The 18,587-nt window shown below is 35.8% G+C and carries 16 protein-coding genes, 1 pseudogene and 1 other annotated feature; of the genes and pseudogenes, 10 read left to right on the top strand and 7 right to left on the bottom strand.

Annotated elements, in window-relative coordinates; all coding sequences use genetic code 11:
• The first annotated feature begins 368 nt into the window (after positions 1-368).
• The 4 genes from SPD89_RS08115 to SPD89_RS08100 all read left to right on the top strand — a co-directional run bounded on the left by SPD89_RS08115 (position 369) and on the right by SPD89_RS08100 (position 2,560).
• Positions 369-914 (top strand): hypothetical protein, encoded by a 546-nt coding sequence (locus SPD89_RS08115; RefSeq protein ID WP_336261455.1) that lies wholly within the window; start codon positions 369-371, stop codon positions 912-914.
• Positions 908-1,321 carry a hypothetical protein gene (locus SPD89_RS08110; RefSeq protein ID WP_336261454.1) on the top strand — a complete coding sequence of 138 codons (414 nt, stop codon included), beginning with the start codon at positions 908-910 and terminating at the stop codon, positions 1,319-1,321. The genes SPD89_RS08115 and SPD89_RS08110 overlap by 7 nt, the downstream gene beginning before the upstream one ends.
• Positions 1,322-1,524: 203 nt before the next feature.
• Positions 1,525-2,175, top strand: a complete 651-nt coding sequence (locus SPD89_RS08105) for a hypothetical protein (RefSeq protein ID WP_336261453.1) — start codon at positions 1,525-1,527, stop codon at positions 2,173-2,175.
• Between the two features lie 253 nt (positions 2,176-2,428).
• Entirely contained in the window at positions 2,429-2,560 is a 132-nt protein-coding gene (locus SPD89_RS08100; protein WP_336261452.1) for a hypothetical protein, read from the top strand.
• Positions 2,561-2,644: 84 nt separating this feature from the next.
• Here SPD89_RS08100 and SPD89_RS08095 read toward each other — a convergent pair.
• The 3 genes and pseudogenes from SPD89_RS08095 to SPD89_RS08085 all read right to left on the bottom strand — a co-directional run.
• Positions 2,645-2,797: pseudogene (locus tag SPD89_RS08095) on the bottom strand (AAA family ATPase); the annotation flags it as partial.
• The gene (locus SPD89_RS08090; protein WP_336261451.1) at positions 2,788-2,976 is read right to left on the bottom strand and encodes a hypothetical protein; all 189 of its coding nucleotides are present in this window, start codon (positions 2,974-2,976) and stop codon (positions 2,788-2,790) included. The pseudogene SPD89_RS08095 and the gene SPD89_RS08090, both read right to left, overlap by 10 nt.
• 404 nt (positions 2,977-3,380) lie before the next feature.
• Positions 3,381-6,407, bottom strand: a complete 3,027-nt coding sequence (locus SPD89_RS08085; RefSeq protein WP_336261450.1) for a transglycosylase domain-containing protein — start codon at positions 6,405-6,407, stop codon at positions 3,381-3,383.
• A gap of 514 nt (positions 6,408-6,921) precedes the next feature.
• Here SPD89_RS08085 and SPD89_RS08080 point away from each other — a divergent pair.
• Both SPD89_RS08080 and tyrS read left to right on the top strand, forming a co-directional pair.
• Positions 6,922-7,509 (top strand): hypothetical protein, encoded by a 588-nt coding sequence (locus SPD89_RS08080; protein WP_336261449.1) that lies wholly within the window; start codon positions 6,922-6,924, stop codon positions 7,507-7,509.
• Positions 7,510-7,601: 92 nt separating this feature from the next.
• Positions 7,602-7,817 (top strand) — a binding site (T-box leader).
• A 57-nt stretch (positions 7,818-7,874) separates the two neighbouring features.
• Positions 7,875-9,140, top strand: a complete 1,266-nt coding sequence (gene tyrS, locus SPD89_RS08075; RefSeq protein WP_336261448.1) for a tyrosine--tRNA ligase — start codon at positions 7,875-7,877, stop codon at positions 9,138-9,140.
• Between the two features lie 302 nt (positions 9,141-9,442).
• On the opposite strand, the gene SPD89_RS08070 is transcribed toward tyrS, so the two are convergent.
• Positions 9,443-10,714: a DNA polymerase IV gene (locus SPD89_RS08070; protein WP_336261447.1), complete on the bottom strand. Its 1,272-nt coding sequence runs from the start codon at positions 10,712-10,714 to the stop codon at positions 9,443-9,445.
• 141 nt (positions 10,715-10,855) lie between these two features.
• Here SPD89_RS08070 and SPD89_RS08065 point away from each other — a divergent pair, with 141 nt between their 5' ends.
• Positions 10,856-11,077, top strand: coding sequence for a WYL domain-containing protein (locus tag SPD89_RS08065; protein WP_336261446.1), 222 nt, complete (start codon positions 10,856-10,858; stop codon positions 11,075-11,077).
• On the top strand, positions 11,074-11,400 hold the full coding sequence (locus SPD89_RS08060; RefSeq protein WP_336261445.1) for a YolD-like family protein: 327 nt from the start codon (positions 11,074-11,076) through the stop codon (positions 11,398-11,400). The genes SPD89_RS08065 and SPD89_RS08060 overlap by 4 nt, the downstream gene beginning before the upstream one ends.
• Before the next feature lie 206 nt (positions 11,401-11,606).
• On the opposite strand, the gene SPD89_RS08055 is transcribed toward SPD89_RS08060, so the two are convergent.
• Positions 11,607-12,479: a putative RNA methyltransferase gene (locus tag SPD89_RS08055; protein WP_336261444.1), complete on the bottom strand. Its 873-nt coding sequence runs from the start codon at positions 12,477-12,479 to the stop codon at positions 11,607-11,609.
• 415 nt (positions 12,480-12,894) lie between these two features.
• On the opposite strand from SPD89_RS08055, the gene SPD89_RS08050 reads away from it, so the two are divergent.
• Positions 12,895-13,851, top strand: coding sequence for a ring-cleaving dioxygenase (locus SPD89_RS08050; RefSeq protein WP_336261443.1), 957 nt, complete (start codon positions 12,895-12,897; stop codon positions 13,849-13,851).
• Positions 13,848-14,828 (top strand): ring-cleaving dioxygenase, encoded by a 981-nt coding sequence (locus SPD89_RS08045; RefSeq protein WP_336261442.1) that lies wholly within the window; start codon positions 13,848-13,850, stop codon positions 14,826-14,828. The genes SPD89_RS08050 and SPD89_RS08045 overlap by 4 nt, the downstream gene beginning before the upstream one ends.
• Before the next feature lie 33 nt (positions 14,829-14,861).
• Here SPD89_RS08045 and SPD89_RS08040 read toward each other — a convergent pair whose 3' ends face one another.
• Together SPD89_RS08040 and SPD89_RS08035 are read right to left on the bottom strand one after the other, a co-directional pair.
• Positions 14,862-16,274 (bottom strand): hypothetical protein, encoded by a 1,413-nt coding sequence (locus tag SPD89_RS08040; RefSeq protein ID WP_336261441.1) that lies wholly within the window; start codon positions 16,272-16,274, stop codon positions 14,862-14,864.
• Between the two features lie 296 nt (positions 16,275-16,570).
• On the bottom strand, positions 16,571-17,992 hold the full coding sequence (locus tag SPD89_RS08035) for a flotillin family protein (RefSeq protein ID WP_336261440.1): 1,422 nt from the start codon (positions 17,990-17,992) through the stop codon (positions 16,571-16,573).
• Positions 17,993-18,587 lie beyond the last annotated feature (595 nt).

Raw genomic sequence — 18,587 nt, 5'->3', positions numbered from 1 at the left:
TTTCATGGGACTTCGCTCCTTTCTATAAGTAGCGGAGATCCACCTCCATATGCGTAGTGTCCACAGCGATTGTCTCTTCATCTTTTTCAACGACGCCTTCTTGCATATGATGTTCTACCATCCATTGCCGGGCTTTTTCCCAAAGGTCATGTTTCGTCATGATTTGATCAAAACGAGCGAAGGAACGGTAGCTATTATCAATTGGGTCAAGGGATTTGGAATTTTGGCAGTGGTACTTAATTAAATTTAAAGTAGTTGAAAGGAAGTAAAAAATGGATTACTTACGTTTAAAAGGTTGGAGTGACAAGATTTATTCGATGCCAGAAATTCCTAGAGAGAATAATTTTTTTGAATCTTTATATACCTAATTGGAACAGTTTAAAAATAAAAATTTAGAAGAAAAGATAGCTTTGAGATTGAGAACGAATGGATTTTTACTTAAAGATGAGAACAATAGCCGACTGCAGTGGCTGAGAAATCTGGGAGTAGTGGAATATTCCGATTTTGAAAACCTTTATAAAATAAATAATAAAGGTCAGGATTATTTGGAAATAATTTCTGGTAATTTTGAACTACATGAAAAAAATGAAATCAAAACTACTGAACACGATGAAATTATGAATAGCATCCCAAGTTGGATTGAATGCTTTATCAACTTAGTGTATGATAGTAATTGGTTAGGGAAATCAGGTGAAACCGATGTGCTAGCACAAACTAAGACAGCTCCGGTTCCACAATATAAAATAATTATTGATGCAAAATCCACCTCATCACCTATAGTCAGTGATTCGCTAATAGACTTTGATACTGAATACAAACAGAAGTACAATGCTGATTACATTGTCGTAGTAGGAATAAAGTTTGACAAAGGAAGAGTAGTTAAAAGAGCTAAGGAGTATGAGGTACTTTGCTAGACGTGGATGCATTAGCTGACTTATTGAAAAGTCACAGAGAAGTTCCTTTGGGATATAAAAAATATGAAAAGATATTTTCGAAAGGTGGAATTGTGAATCTAGATAGTTTGGCAGAAGATAGAGCTCAGTTAATATATCAAAAAAAATTAGTATATTCAGTTATATATGTACTGACAGAAGAAAGAGATGACCCAGTCACAAAAGGGGAATTGTCTGCTCGTGACATATATATCATGTTAAAAATGAACCAAAATCTCAGTCAATCTCCTACGTTGAATCAAATCGAGAGTGCATTAGAATTTTTATCTTCTTCATTTATAAGAGGAATTGAAAAAACAAAAAATGGCTATTCTGCAACAGGATCAGTTACTGAAATAAGCAATCTTTTAAACTTCTTGTCTAGATAAAGTGGAAAACACCGAAAATTTTCTTTTTGCTATTGTTTAGGAAGTTGGTCTTGCTTTAAGTTGGAAGAATTAGAGTAAACGATGCTTGTATACAGAATTTTTCAAATATTACATAAATATAATTGGGTTTAGTGATAAAATAAAAATTGATTGTAATTATTGTTATGACCTTTTCGATTTAATATTTTAGGGGGAAGAAGAAAATGAGGTTTATTGTTAATAAATTATTATTAATTGGATTGTTAGGGTTAGTGCTAGGTGCTTGTTCTGCAGCAACCGATACGGAAGAAAGCTCAGAGAATACAACAGAAGAGACCGTAGTAGAAACTGTAGAAGCAATTGAAGAAACTGAAGAAAGAAGTATTGTAGCCGATGAAATTACAACAACCTTCTATCCAGAAGTAACTAGATTAAGACATCTTACCGAAGAAGACCTTGAGTGGTACGATATAATTATGACAAGATTAAATGCTATAGATGATTTCTCAGGTGATCGGGAGACTGTATACGAGATAGCTGAAGAATACGGAGAAGATCCTGAAGAACTGTGGTTTAATTGGTTAGAGATTGTTGACGCAAAATGGTACGGTGATTATGGGAATTATGCTATTTTGTCAGAGGATTATCATAAATTAACTAGTGAAATTCTTGAAAAAAACATCGTAGGAGAAAATATAGAACATATTAGCGGTGAGTATGGATTTGATGGGGAAAAATTAACCACATCTGAATATCGCGAGTTATTAGTAGATGGAGAAACTTACAAAATTGCTTACATAATTGAACACAGAGATGATTTTAAAATTGCTGAAATAATTGAGTTTAGAGTTAACGGGGAAAATATAGATTTATAGATGTATTATATAGTTACATTCCTTGTAACTATTTTGATGGTGTTAAAAACCTCATTTAGACATTCGTGCGAGAACCATATCAAAAATAGGTCTAAGTAAAATAATGGAAATCAAAATTAATGAAGGGTGTTAGAGGTACCACACTTACAAAAATTTATACGGATTTGTTTAGCACTATTCTTATTCAGTCATGGATACTGCGTTTTTATGAAAAAATTATAAATCAACATTTCAATAAACTCCTTCCAGGTCAGTGGATACAGAAATTAATCCAAATATAGCGGAAGAAGATGAAAACAAAGCAGAGACTGAACAAAATATGGAAGAAAATAATGACATGAATGAAGCTAACGAAGAAATAACTACAACATTAACAGATGAATAAATAGAACAAATTGTACAAGACACCAACAAGGTGATCAGCGGTATCTAACACAAATTTTTGATTTGGCGGATAATTATACGGCGGACCTTGTGCTAATGCATATGCCTCATCGATAAATAAGACACCTCCAAGTGCTTCTCTAAAAAACTTCTCTGTTTTAATCGCTGTTTGCCCAATATATCCAGCTACTAAATCGTAACGAGATACTTCTACTAGATGTCCTTTTTTCAGAACTTGGATGCTCTTAAATAAATCTGCAATACACGGGCAATAATCGGTACCGGAGCATTTAAACTCATAACTGGTGCATCCACATTGTGGACAACAGTTACAATGATTGCAACAGGAGCAACAACGGCATTTGGTGCAGTTTTAGCATTCGTTACATCGCCAATTGGAATAGTTGTTTTAGCCATTGGTGCATTAATCGCAATTGGTACACTTTTGTGGAAAAATTGGGATACTATTAAAGATAAAACGATTGAAATATGGGGATCTGCCGACAACATGGTTTACAGAATTTCGGGAAAAAACGAAGGTTACTTTTTTGCGTCATTTAATGCATCTAATTCTGTAAACTTATTCTATAAATCTTGTACTGATCTAAAATTGCAAATAACCATGAGCTCAGTTTGTTCTCCACGCAATTCTTGAAATAACCACGTAGAATCTGTTTTAACCACGGGAAATTGCAAATAACCACGAGACTCGTCCTTCTCTACGTAGTTTTCGAATTAACGATTCTTTTTGGTTATGCTACCCATTTAATTTTAATAACAAGAAAAAGAGCATCCTCCTGTGAGAATGCTTCAACCTTTCTTTATTTATCGTTTTCATCTTCTTGTTTATTATTTTCTGTTTCATCTTTCTCTTTCTCTTTCTCCTTCTCTTTTTCCTTCTCTTTCTCTTTTTCTTTCTCTTTTTCTTTCACTTTTTCGTCAGCTTGTTTCTTTTTCTCCTCTTCTTTTAACGGTTTCTCTTCTTTTTTCTGTTTTTCCTTTTCGGCTTTATCTTGTTCTTTCCGTGCTTTTTCCGCTTCTTTATCCTTTTTCTCTATCTCTTTATCGTTCCCCTCTATTTCTATTGTAAATGATTTAGAAGATCCCGATTCTCGTCCAAAATAATTGACAGCTCGTACATAATAAGAGCCTGCTCCGGAAGGGATAGCATAGGACGGTTTAATCGTATGTCCTATTAATTTTTCGGAGCCTCCCTTTCCGGAACTATGGTAAATTCGATATCCAACGATTAAATGTCCTTTTGCTCCAGACCAAGTAATTGTATTACCGGAAGCTTGTAAAGATCCAGGAGCAGGGGGGGATGCTCCGTTATCATTTTCAATTGCTCCTGCACTTGAAGCGGATCCCCCTTTAAAACCAATTTTCTTCCACGGTTCTGGATTTTTTCTCGGAATCAGAACAGACAAGTCACCTAAACGATCATATCCCATTCGTTTTAAAAATTCCGGGTTAAAAGAAAATCCACCAGATTTGCCTGTTGTAAATTCGGATGGAGTATTTGGACCTGCGACCACTTGCTTTCCGTCTACCTCAACAAGAGCCATATTTCCACCACCTACTAAACTGTCATCCGTTTTATTTGGAACATACTTTGAGTTATATATGTCAGAGCGCACAAGACCAGCTTTTGAGCAAAGATCAGATGGTGCCATACCAGACGTTGCACAATAACTTCTGCTTACAATACCATCAGGTCGTTTATGAGCTCCTTGAGGTGCCATTAATTTTGGGTTTATTTCAGTAGCAACGTTCATTAATTGTGCCCATAAATTTTGGGTTCGTTGGCTATAACTGAGAGAGCAGCCTGAACAGTAAATGGAACTTGGAGTATCATAACCAATCCATACTCCCATCGTGATATTAGGATTTGTACCAATAAACCAAGCATCCTTGTAATCGTTTGAAGTACCTGTTTTTCCTGCCCAATCGACACCACCGTATTGTAAATGAGACGGTAAATATGTTCCAGTACCAGCTCTTAGTACATCTCTCATCATATCGATTGTTAAATAAGCAGTTTGTTTAGAGAAAACCTCCACAGGTTCTGATTCATGTTCATAAATAACATTCCCTTCAGAATCCGTTATCTTTTCAATCATGTACGAAGAAATATAATCTCCACCATTACTAAAAGTTGCAAATGCATTAGTATTTTGCTCCACGGTCATTCCTTTGTCCATTCCACCTAGTGCGAGTGCTGGTTGTTCTTGATCCCCTTTACTTACTTCTATCCCCATTTTCATGAGGAACTGTTTTGCAGGATTCTGATCTAAAATTTTTCTATATACTTCTACCGCAGAAACGTTATAAGAATATGCTAGTGCTTCTCTTGCAGAAACTAAGCCGTAAGAAGCGCCACCATAGTTTTTAGGCCATCCGGAAGGAGATGGGATATCCGCGATTACTGAACCTGGTTGGACAGCTCCCAATTCCATTGCTGGTGCATAAACAGCTAGCGGTTTAATTGTACTACCGGGAGAACGTTGAGCCTTGGTTGCATGGTTATATTGATTATCTAAGCTATCTTCTCTACCTGGAACGAAACTTAATATTTTTCCTGTCTTATTCTCAATAATGACAGCACCTGTTTCAACTTGCTCTATCTTTGGTTTATCTTCACCTTTAATAGGAACGGTTTGATCTGGACCATAATATTGATAATCTTTAGCAACCTTTTGCATTGCATCATACATTTTTTTGTCAATGGTAGAATGAATATGATATCCATTCATACGAAGTGCACGATCGGCTGACATTTTATATTGTTCCCGAAGTTCTTCACTTTCTTCTATTTCCTCCATTGAATATCCATCTTCTTCGGCAAGGATTTCTGTTAGAATTTCTATTGCACGTTCTTCGAGTTCAAACACAACTGCAGGATATTTTTCAACAGGTGAAGCGGATTTTTCCGCGAAATCTTCAACAATATTATATTCGATTGCTTCATTATATTCTTTTTCACTGATAAATTCAGCTTGATACATACGTTTTAAAACCGTCTTCATCCGGTTAATCCCTTGTGCTAAATCCTCTTCATCTTTTAACTCTCCGCCTGATTGAAAGGGAGTATAAGCGTATGGGTTTTGCGGGATTCCCGCTAAAAATGCAGCTTGGGGCAGGGTTAGGTCTTTTGCATCGACACCAAATACTCCTTTGGCCGCTGTTTGTATTCCAGCAATAGTTTGCCCGGAAGCATCTCTACCGTAAGGAACAATATTTAAATACGCTTCTAATATTTCATCTTTCTCAAAGAAGTTCTCTAGCCGCAGTGCAAGCAATATTTCTTTTGCTTTACGCTCAAACGATACTTCATTGGTAAGAATTTGGTTTTTAATAAGTTGTTGCGTTAACGTGCTTCCACCCGTTTTTGTTTCTGAGTTAGAAACTTCTTGATATATTGCCCTTACTATAGCTTTTGGAACAACACCGTTATGCTCATAAAATAACTCATCTTCTGTTGCAACTACCGCTTGAGTGAGTAACTCTGAAACATTTTTTAATTCGATCTCTTCACGGTGTAAATCAGCTCGTATATCCCCTATGTACTTATTATTAGCAAAATACAATTTTGATGTTTCTTCATAATTATAAATATCTTTTTTCATTTCTTCGTAGTCTCTAATTGGTTCATCTTTTACTAAAGAGGCAAAATAACCCGCACCAACTCCGCCAGCAAAAATGACAGTCATGGAGCCAACAATGATAAAAAACAAAATAATATTCCACACTACATCATACGTAATCCTAGACGTCTTTTGAATTTTGCCTTTATTCCAAAGCACTTTTAATTTATCCCCAATATTTTGGAAAAATTGTTTGAAATCCATTCTGAAACCTCCTAAATTCAAGTATTTATTATACCATAGATTAAGAGAATTGTAGCTATAGTTTTATAGCACAGATTAAATTTCCTTAATGTTTATATTTGTAAGTTATGATAAAATTGATATAGCAAAAAGTGGAAAGGAATTGTATGATTTTGTTTAAAAGAAAAGCCTCAAAAATATCAGGGGTAGATGCCATTTCTGAATTAGAAAAGGTAACGATAGGCGATATAGAGCAATGGATTTATATACGTGGTGAAAATTGTCATCTTCCTATTCTTCTGATGTTGAGGGCCAGGAACAGGACAAATTGGTTTTATGAGAAAGTTTCAACAACAACTTGAAAAGAATTTTGTTGTTGTACAGTGAGATCAACGGGGATCTGGATTATCTTATTCAAAAAATATTCCGTTAGAATCTATGAATATTGACCAATTTGTTCATGATACGATAAAGATAACAGAATATATCTTAAAGGCGACTAAACCAAAAAAAGCTTTATTTAGTGGCACATTCTTTGGGAACAATTATTGGTATGTTAGCAATCTCTCGTGCTCCTCAACTATTTCACCGTTACTTCGGGATATCACAGGTAGTCCATGTGACCGAGAATGAAACGTTTTCCTATACACATGTACTTGAAAAAGCAAAACGAGAGAATCATGAAAAAGCGTATAAAGAACTGCTGAAAATAGGTCCCCCTCCATGGGATGATGTAAAATATGAACGGGTTCATCAGAAATATGTGGAAGCATTTGGTGGTGGAATTACTCGTGACGGAAAGATGGTAAATAAGATACTGTTAAGTTTGTTTACAAGTAAAGAATATACATTACTCGACTGTTTCCGATATTTTAAGGGGATGTATTTTAGTTTAAATAATTTACGAGCGGAAATGAGAACAGTAGATTTAAACGAACAAGTGGATCGGATTGAAATACCTATTTATTTTTTAATGGGAAAATATGACTTAACGGCACCATATGAACCAACAAAAGGCTTTTTTGAACGTATTGATGCCCTGAAAAACAGTGGATTTTGTTCGAAAAATCTGCCCATACTCCATCGCTTGAAGAACCAGATAAATTCAGGAAAATCATTATGAGAGAAACGAATCGTGATTAGATGTAGTAATTTAATTTTGAGTGTATTAGTTGCTTTTAGATTTAATATATGTTTAAAATAATTCAACAATACTAATTTGCGAAGAACGACCGAGAGTAGTAATGCAAATCCCTTTTACAGAGAGCTGGCGGTTGGTGAAAGCTAGTAAAATTTGCATGCGAAGTACAGTCTGGAGCGATCTTATTATTATAATAAGACGGTGGAGTCATCGTTAACAACACCAAGTGGTAGATGAATTGTTCATTTACAACAAGGGTGGTACCGCGAGTATAAATCCTCGTCCCTTTTTTTAGGGATGGGGATTTTTTGTTTTCATTTATAAGAATTTAACGGAGAGTGATAAAAGTGGATATTTTACAGGACTTAAAGGACAGAGGATTAATTCAACAAACAACGGATGATGAAGGTTTACGAAAACATTTGGCCGAGAACCAAGTGACCTTATATTGTGGTTTTGATCCAACGGCAGATAGTTTGCATATTGGACATTTAATGCCGATTACGATGTTAAAACGATTCCAGTTAGCAGGTCACCGACCGATTGCTTTGATCGGTGGGGGAACAGGAATGATTGGAGATCCTAGCGGCAGAACGAGTGAGCGTTCCTTAAATGAAGAAAATGTTGTTCACGGTTTTTCCGATAGTATTCGGAAGCAAATCGCAGGAATTCTCGATTTTGATAATAGCAATAATGCAGCGATCGCAAGAAATAACCACGATTGGCTTGCAAATTTAACGTTTATTGAATTTTTACGTGATGTTGGTAAGCATTTTACAGTAAACTATATGTTAGCTAAAGATGCTGTTGCTTCACGAATTGAACATGGTATTTCTTACACGGAATTTAGTTACATGCTTCTTCAATCATATGATTTTATGAAATTATATGAGGAGGAGAATTGCTCACTACAAATTGGTGGTAGCGATCAGTGGGGGAATATTACGGCAGGTATGGAATTTATTCGTCGTACTCGTGAAGATGAAGAAGCAAAAGTGTTTGGTTTAACAGTGCCACTTATTACAAAAGCAGACGGAACTAAATTTGGAAAAACTGCCGGTGGTGCTGTATGGTTAGATGCTGAAAAAACAAGCCCATATGAGTTTTACCAGTTCTGGTACAATACAGATGATCGTGATGTCATTAAGTTTATTAATTACTTTACTTTCTTAAATCAAGATGAAATTAGTGAATTACAAACTGCAGTGGATGAAAATCCAGGAGCACGTGAAGCACAGAAACGTTTAGCGGAGGAAATGACAAAAATGGTGCATGGGGAAGCGTCGTTGGATCAAGCAATTAAAATTTCTGCAGCATTGTTTAGCGGCGATGTTAAGCAATTAACGAAAGAGGAGATTGAACAAGGCTTTAAAGATGTTCCGACATATGAACTTGAAAAACAAGATGTGAACTTAGTCGACTTATTAGTTGATGCAAAAATTTCGTCATCTAAACGTCAAGCAAGAGAAGATATTACTAATGGGGCAATTTACATTAATGGTGATCGGAATCAGGATGTACAATACGTCGTTTCGGCAGAAGATCGCTTGGAAGATACGTTTACAATTATTCGTCGCGGTAGAAGAAAATACTTTTTAGTATATTTTAAATAAGTAATAAGCAGCAGGGTGCTCCGCCGCGCCTTTGATCTTGGTGGAAATGCGGGAGAATAGGGGTGCGGTTTTCTCCTGCGCCTCTGTTCTCATTGAAAATGGATGAGAAGAGGCCCGCGTTGCTCTTCCGTGTCCCTGATGCCAGTAGAAATGATTGAGCAGAGATTCTTCGCGACTTGTTCTCTCCGATTACCTTCCAAAATAGGTAGTATACAACGCATTTATCCAGAAAATTTTGATAAGCAGATAAGTTCTAAAGGTTAATAGTAGCACCACCTAGCCTCAAAGGTGTACTTAGTTTTTTAATTCTCCATACTCTTCGCCCAATGTCCACCAATCTTTTGGCTGCGGTCAAGTATAATTCCGGCATCGGTATAGCTCGAGGCACGTAAAATAGCAGTTGCTCCAAAACGGTCTCTAATTGTATCCATTACATATCCGATATCTTTTTGCTTCGGTCGCTCATCAAATAAATCAAGCTGTGTATCCATATCATCTGTTAAATTGGTTAGGGTTACATAGACCCGTCTAATCTTACTGTATCCGTCATAAAATTTATTGAAAAGTTGGACGCACACTTGATGCATTTCCATCGTAATATTTGTTGGAGTACCAATGGAAATAGAGCGGCTGAATCCCCCACCTGTTTCGCTTGAATAACCGATTCCCAAATGAATGGTTCTTCCCGCTTTTTTTGCGGTACGAGCTCTTCGGCACGCTTCTTCGCAAAGGTCAAGAATACAAGTGAGTGCTTCTTTCTTTGTATAATCTCGTAATAGGGAAATACCATGTCCAAAACTTTCTTGAGTAGTTTTTGTAAAATCCCCAAAAACAGGGCTTAAATCAATTCCCCACGCATGCCAATATAGTTGTTCCCCCATGACCCCGAAATGTTTTTTCAAATGAGAAAGAGGAAACTGGGCAATTTGACCAAGAGTGGTAATACCTAATCGGTGTAAATTTCGTTTCATTCGACTACCAATCCCCCAAATTTTTTCTACTGAAAAAGGCCATAACTTATTCGGAACATCTTCATAGGTGCATTCCGCAATTCCACTTTCAATTTTTTTAGCATGTAAATCCATCACTACTTTTGCTAAAAATTTATTATCACCAATCCCAATTGTGCTCGTAATTCCAAAGTCAGTTAATATTGCATCTCGGATTTGAACAGCAATCTCCCTGCGATTTCCAAACAATTTCTCTAACCCATTCACAGTAATCCAAACTTCATCCACCGAATATTGATGAATCGCTTCTTTTGGAGCAAAAGAATTAAGTAATCTAGTAATTTGAAGTGACACGTGCAAATAATCGGCCATATTTGCTTGGACAATATGAATTGCTGGATCGTTTGGTAACTCGAAAAAACGACTGACATTACTAATTCCATGCTTCTTTTTTAATGCAGGAGAAGCGGCTAAGACGATGCTTCCGGGGCGTGATGTATCTCCAACGACTGCAAGCATGACTTTCATTGGATCTAGTCCTCGTTTTACAGCTTCCACACTTGCATAAAAAGAACGCATATCAATACAAAGGACATCATTTTTTGGATAAAGTGAATAATCCATTGTTTTACCTCCAATAATAAGAACGTATGATTTATTGTATGTAAAAAATAAATAATAAACAACAGAAAAAGGAATGTTTGTTCTTGTAAGTTGCTGGAAGTTATGTTAAGATAAGAACAAACGTTCAGGAGGTAAAAGAAAATGATGTGCTGTATAAAAAAAGCTGTGCAAACTGGAAGAAAGGTAAATATTATTTATTTAGCCAAGTCGGGATCTATTTCAAAGCGCACCATCCAAATTATTTCGTATACGGATGATCATATTACTGCTTTTTGTTATATGCGAAATCGATTAAGAACGTTTAAAATAGCAAATATTTTGGCGGTAGAACAGAGCCAGCAGAAGTTGGAGGCATATGCATGATGAAAGTACATGACCGTGGAACGATGAAATGGGTATCATTAATGTTACCCGAACATGTTGAGATGTTAAAAGAAGTTTTTGTTGAATATAAAGAAAAACCAATTCTTGATGAACAAAAAATGATAGAGATTGATCAAACATTAAAGTTTGCATTAGAACATCAAGTGGTAATTGAAATGACATATTATCATGATGGTGAATTTTTAACCTTGCGTGGAAGGCTAGATAAAATCGATCAATGGAGAGGGTATATTGTGTTAAAAAATGAAGATGGGTTCCATGTTTCGTTATCTAGTATTGTTGATGTAGAAGTATGTAATTAAGAGTCCGACCGCCCTGCAGATGGAATTTTTATATTGTGGTAGCTTGCGTGAATTATGCGTACCCTTGCGAAGGTTTTTTTGCTTGTTAGGGCATGCAAGATGTACCCGCGTTCCTCTATGAGAGATTTCTGCTTATCAGAGTCACGGAAGATATTCTTGCGTAATTCAGCGAAGGAGTTTCACTTAGAGGTCACGCAGGCATTTTCTTATTTGTTCAACCCGATTAATATATCCAAATCTAATGTAATTTCGGCGGAATCTTGTTCAATAAATGAGTTAATCCGCGAGCGATTAGCTGACCAGGTAAGAGGAGTCATTTTTACCAAATTCTCACGATCTGTCTTGGTTAAAATCTGTGAATTGGTTACTTGTTGAATAGCTAGAAGTTGAAAGTTTTTTTCAAAAAGAGATACAGTATGGTCATTTTTATAGTCGCTATTTTTCTCATCAATAAAAAGTGCTTCTCTTAGTTCTTTAAGATAATTGGGACGGGGGACTGCTTTAATAACGAGTCCATCCTGAACTAAAATTCTTTTAAACTCACCATAATTAGCGGGGGATAAAATATTAAGAATGACGTGAAATGATGTATCTGTAAAAGGTGTTCTCGCTAAATCGCCAACAAACCAAATAAAATCAGAATAATTTTTGGTAGCCATTAAAATGCCTTCTTTAGAAAGATCAAGACCCACTCCAGTAATAATATTATTTTCTTCAATTTGATCTATAATTGAATGTAGATGCGATCCCTCCCCACACCCGAGATCCGCAATTATAAACGGGTTGGTCAAAATAATATGTTCTTTAATAATTTGTGCCACTGCCTCATGCAAAGGGGAGTATAGCTTACTTTCCGAAATGAGTTTATACCTAGTCTCAAACAAATCTTTACCGTAATTACTTTTGACAGAACGGGTCATAAAATTAATATATCCTTGTTTGGCAATGTCAAAAGTATGATTATTTGTACAGACTACACTTGAAAGGTTTACCACTTTAATAGATTGATCACAAAGTGGACATTTAAAATTTGTCTTAAACTTATTAATTAAATTTGTACTATTTACTTTTTTAGACATATCATTTAGTCCTTTCTCAACGCAATAAATGAAAAAGATTATTTAATACGTACTATACAACTTCCCTTACAGCAAAATCAAATATCCGTAATAATGAGAAAGTAGGTAAATACATTGGGAAAGTACATGATCGTGTGGAACGGTGCAATTTTTTCATGTCCTAAGGAAGTTGAAAATCAACCTCAATAACATTCTCAGCGAACAGTTAGCTTTGTACCTTATGGAAAATAATTATGATAATCAAACTAACTCAACAACTCAACAATAGTGAATCACTTCTCAAAGTTTGTTGTTGTTTTCGATAAATGTCTGTGATGATGAAATAATAAAGGATAAGACAAATTACTTTTAATTCGAGATAATTTGCTAGATACTAGAGATAAGAATATGCAACAATTAACTGGAGGCATAAAAAATGCTTACAATTGCTGGACATCATCATATTTCAATGATTACTAAAAATGTACAGCGAAACGTTCATTTTTACCGTGATCAATTAGGCTTACGGCTCGTTAAAAAAACAGTCAACCAAGAAACTCCATCAATGTATCATCTTTTTTATGGAGATGAAACAGGAAGCCCGGGTACGAGCCTTACATTTTTTGAAATGCCATTTGTTGGATCAACATACAGGGGAACAAACGCAATCACTAGAATAGGGTTACTAGTAAGAGATGACGAAGCGCTCACTTATTGGAAAAATCGTTTTGAACAGTTGAAAATTTCGCACGACAAATTCATCAATTATAGCGGGAGAAAAGCATTGCCATTTCAAGATCCGGACGGGCTAGAACTTCTACTAATGGACGGATCTGGAGAAGAACTTCCTTCCTTTTGGAAAACGTGGGAAAATTCTTCTGTTCCTAAGAAATATCAAATTTTGGGGATGGGACCGGTGGAGATGACGGCTAGGCGCCCACAGAAATTAATCAACATGCTCGAAAGCTTATTCGGTTATGAGAAGGTAGGAAACAAAGAGCAAGAGGCTAGATATCAATCTGTATTGGGAGCTCTTTACAGTGAAATTGTCATAAAAGAGAAAGATGGAGAGACGGAAAAACCAGGAAAAGGGAGTATTGATCATCTGGCAATTCGGGTAAAAGATGTACAAGAAATGAAAAAATGGGAAATGAAAATAAAAGAACGCGGATACCCTGCTACAGACATAATTGATCGTCATTATTTTCATAGTCTATATTTTAGAGATGCAAACGGGATTAAATTTGAATTAGCGACAGATGGTCCTGGATTGCATATCGATGAGGAGCTTGAGAATTTAGGAGAATCATTAACTTTGCCACCATTTTTAGAAGAAAAACGCCAAGATATTGAAGTGAAATTAACACCAATAGAATGCAGGAGGAAAATATGAACTTAAAAGGAATTCATCATGTAACTGCAATAACGAGCAGTGCAGAAAAAAATTACGATTTTTTCACGTACACATTGGGAATGCGTCTCGTTAAAAAGACAGTGAACCAAGATGATATTCAAACATACCATCTATTTTTTGCTGATGATAAGGGTAGTCCAGGGACAGACATGACATTTTTTGATTTTCCAGGAATTCCACAAGGAGTCCACGGGATTAATGAAATAGCAAAAATATCCTTTCGCGTTCCAAGCGATGTTGCATTGGAGTATTGGATAAAACGATTTGACCGTCTAAAAGTTGAGCACACGGGAATTGAAGAACAGTTCGGTAAAAAACTTATCTCATTTACCGATTTTGATGATCAGAAATATCAATTAATCTCAGATGAAAATAACGAAGGCGTGGCATCGGGAACACCGTGGCAAGATGGCCCAATTCCTCTAGAACATGCAATAACAGGACTCGGTCCAATTTTTGTACGTATTGCACAGTTCGATTATTTTAAAGAAATGCTTGAGAAAGTTTTTTCTTTTAAAGAAATTGCCAAAGAAGGAGATTTTCATCTGTTTGAAGTAGGAGAGGGTGGAAATGGAGCGCAAGTAATTGTGGAACACAATGTAACAATGCCTCCAGCTCGTCAAGGTTACGGCACTGTTCACCATGCAGCATTCCGCGTAGATAACCGGGAAGAACTAGCAGAATGGGATACACATATACGAAAATTTGAATTTCAAACATCTGGGTTTGTAGATCGGTTCTTTTTCGGATCCTTATATGTCAATGTAGCCCCACAAATATTATTCGAATTTGCCACAGACGATCCAGGATTTATGGGAGATGAACCGTATGAAACACTCGGGGAAAAATTATCGCTCCCACCATTTTTGGCACCGGAACGAGATAAAATTGAGCAGTTAGTTCGTCCAATCGACACGATAAGAAGTACGAAAAAATTTGAAAAAGAGTACGAATAAAAAATGGAGGTGAGCTAGCAAGCTTACCTCTATTTACCATATATGAACCATCACCTGAATATACGATTGCACGATAATATAAAATACAAGAGCGTACTTCCAATTGAATTTTAATCCGTTTGTAAACAAGCTCAAACCATTAGAGGCACTGAGCACAATAACAGGCATAATTACAGGTGAAATAAGAATTGAAATTACACTTCCAGATGTAACGGCAAGCACAATCAGTTCAGGTGGATATGGTAAATTCATGCTACTTAAAATCCCGGCAACAAGAACCATTACCGTTAAAGGACCTAAACCGAAAAAACCTAAAATAATGACGATAAACGGTAATAAAAAGAGCGGATTAATAATTGGAAAATACTCTTGCATAACATTAAGACCAATCACAACAGTACCTGCAAACTCTGTTTGTCTTAGTCCGAATATCAACACTCCGACAGTGAGCATAACATTTAATTGATATGCTTGGTTAAGCATACCTTCTTGGAAGTAATCTTTTGCAACACCAAATAGTTTATAAGCTCGTTTTTTGATAAAATAGAATGCAATGATCCATAAGATAATTACAATTGGGATAATGAGTAGTAATTTGATATGGAAAAGTCCGTGGATTAAAAATATCGTCCCAAATAACGATATAAAAAGAAAAACAAATTCAATAACCTTCTTTTTTCTAACATGTTCATGGGAAGCATTTTTAAGTACTTCTTTCATATTTGCTTGAAGAACTTCCGTGACATTAAAATCGTATTTTCTTTCTTTAAAAGAAGCAAAAATTACGGCTAAGATTGTTCCAATTACCGCAACACTAAGTCCTTGTAAAATAGCAATCCAAAGAGATGCACCTAATGTTTCAACAGCAAATATAAAGCTAGGAATACTCACGACCCACAATGTCGATAATGCGAAACCACGGAGTAGGGCAGTTCCTTTAAAATTTTCCCACATCTCTGTCTTTTGTTCTTTTAATATAACGTTAACAAATTGATACATCATCGGTATTGAGCCAAAGAGTAAAAAATAGGCAATAATTTGAGTAAAAGCAGTTAAACTAAAGTAAAATTTTTTGCTTGTGTTAAGAAATTTATAAAATACACTCATAATATCTTCAATGTATGGTTCTTCTCGAAGTACCCAGCTTATTAATGGAACGACTACTAATAACCCAATCATATCACTCATTAACAACATTCCGCTGAAAAGGCTATCCACTACAGAATAACCTGAATAAAATAAAACAATTATTCCAGCTACTAGAATAAAGATTGGTAATTTAAACTTTGCTATAGATATATAAAGCAAGGAAAAAATAAACATACTTATCCCGACGATTGACAAAACATCTAGAAGAATAGCAATCTCAAAAAAAGCGGTAAAAAAATAAAGAATTGCATAAGTTGCAATTAATAACCGCAATCCCCATGTTGTAAAAGTTTTCATAAATTATCCCTTCAGTTTATCATTAAGAAAAATCACTCATTACCATCTTACCATAAGATTATGAGATTTTTTTAACTAAAGAAAAGATTAAAAACGAGCGAATTATTCACTCGTTTTGAAAAAGCTATATTGGACTATTAATCAGCTAAAATAATGAAATAACCTCACAGATTATGATTTAACCATGGGAAACGGAAAATAATCACGCCCGACCACATTGACCAGCTAGTTTGCAAAATATCCATGTAGGTTTCAATTTAACCACGGGAAATGCGAAATAACCACGTGAAAATTTCTTACACTTCATCATCTGACTGCTTTTTTTGTACTGGTTCCTCTTTGTTTAAAGTAGATACCTTCCTCAGGACCTCATCCAAATCGAGTCCGGTCATTTGCGTAACACTTTCTTGTAAATTTGCTAACGTACTTGTCACCGTCTTAGGTAGACCGGTTACTTGATCACCTTTTCCGCCATCTAATATCCGGATTGATTCCACTTTACTTAATGGATCCGCAACGGCCGATGCATATTCAGGGAGCATTTTAATAATCATTTCGGTTAGCATAACTTCTTTATGTTTATTAAGTGCCTCTGCACGTTTTTCAATCGCTTCAATTTCTGCTGCGCTTTTTAAACGAATGACTTCGGCATCAGCTTTTCCTGCTTCCAGTCTCGACTCTGCTTCCGCTTCAGCTGCTTTTAATTGCTCATAAAAAGCGGCATCGGCTTTTTCCCGGCGGACTTTTACTTTTTCTTGTTCAAGCTTCACTTGCCTTTCTTCCTCTAATTGTTTAATTTTAAGATTTTCTTCGCGATCTTGACGGACGATCATAAGTCGTTGTTTCTCAATTTCAAGATTTCTTTCTTCCTGTTCTAACAGATAAGCGGCTTCTGACTTTGCTTTTTCTCTTTCTGTGACTGCTAAAATTTGTGCATCTTTAATTTCTTTTTCTTTCCTTGCTTCTGCAATGTTTATTTCTCTAGCATATTGTTCTTTTGCTACTTCTTCATTCATTTGCGCAACATGTACTTTCGTTTGCCTATTATTCGTACTCTCGGCAATTTCCGCTTCTTTTTTTATCTCTGAGATTTTAGGACGACCGAGATTTTCTAAATAGCCCTCGTCATCTTTAATATTCGTCAGTCCCAGTGAGGTAATTTTAAATCCCATATTATCTAGCTGACTTTGAGCAACCTCGCGAACTTGTTCATTAAAACTTTCTCTGTCGCTATTAATTTGCTCTACGGTCATTTTGGATAAAATAGCTCGTAAATTAGAACCGAGTACTTCTGAAACTTCAAACTCAATATCTTTTTGTTTTTTCCCTAAAAATTGTTCGGCATATTTTACGATACCTTCCAATGTGTCAGCAACTTTTACTGTTGCAACAGCTTCACCAAAAATTCCTACGCCTTGAAGCGTATATACTTTTGGTGTTTTTAATTGTAGCTGAAAGGATGTTAGTGATACCGGTGTATGAGTCTGAAACATTCGTAGACGGTGTCCGCCTCCACGAATCACTTTCATCGAGCGACCTTGTTCATCTTGGAATATATTCGATTCTTTTTTCGGATCGCCAAGCTTAGGTCCAGTAATAATAAGCGCCATATTGGAAGGAACAGTCTTATATCTTATTTTCATATAGATGAACCAAGCCACTCCACCTACCGCTGCGATTATAACCAATACTAAAATAAATACAATAAATGTAAACAATGCCTTCTCCCTCCCTAACTCCAGATTAAGCCCCACGCTATGCGTGGGAGAACAGAAACGGAAGTAGTACCTTTACATGGGATAAAAAAGTCTTCCTCTGCTATAATAACAAAGGTTTCGTAAGCCAATATCAGGCAGAGGAGGACATTCAAAATGGATAAATCAAGTTTATCACATACAGAGTGGAATTGCATTACCATATTGTGTTCACTCCAAAATATAGACGTAGAATAAAGTAAGGAAAGCTCAAGCAAGACTTGTTTTTTAGTTAATTTTAAGGTGTTACTTTAAAATTATTTTTAAAAAAATTAAGGTCTTAGTGTGAAAACAAAATCAGTGAAACACTTCTATGTAAAATATTTCTAAGGGCACACCAAATAATCCACAAAAAATGCACTTTTTTTGGCGGTTATCTGATGATTGTAATCGCTGAATCGCGTCAGTGCGCTGAATAATTTTGTAATTCGCTGAATAATTGAAAATCCCGCTGAATGTCATGGGGTTTGCGCTGAATAATCGGTCAGATCGCTGAATTATAGACCGAAACCGCTGAATCCCGTCAGTGCGCTGAATAATTTTGTAATTCGCTGAATAA

The organism is Pseudogracilibacillus sp. SO30301A, from assembly GCF_037072025.1.
Classification (GTDB): Bacteria; Bacillota; Bacilli; order Bacillales; family Amphibacillaceae; genus Pseudogracilibacillus.
This window is presented reverse-complemented; position numbering and strand designations above follow the sequence as displayed.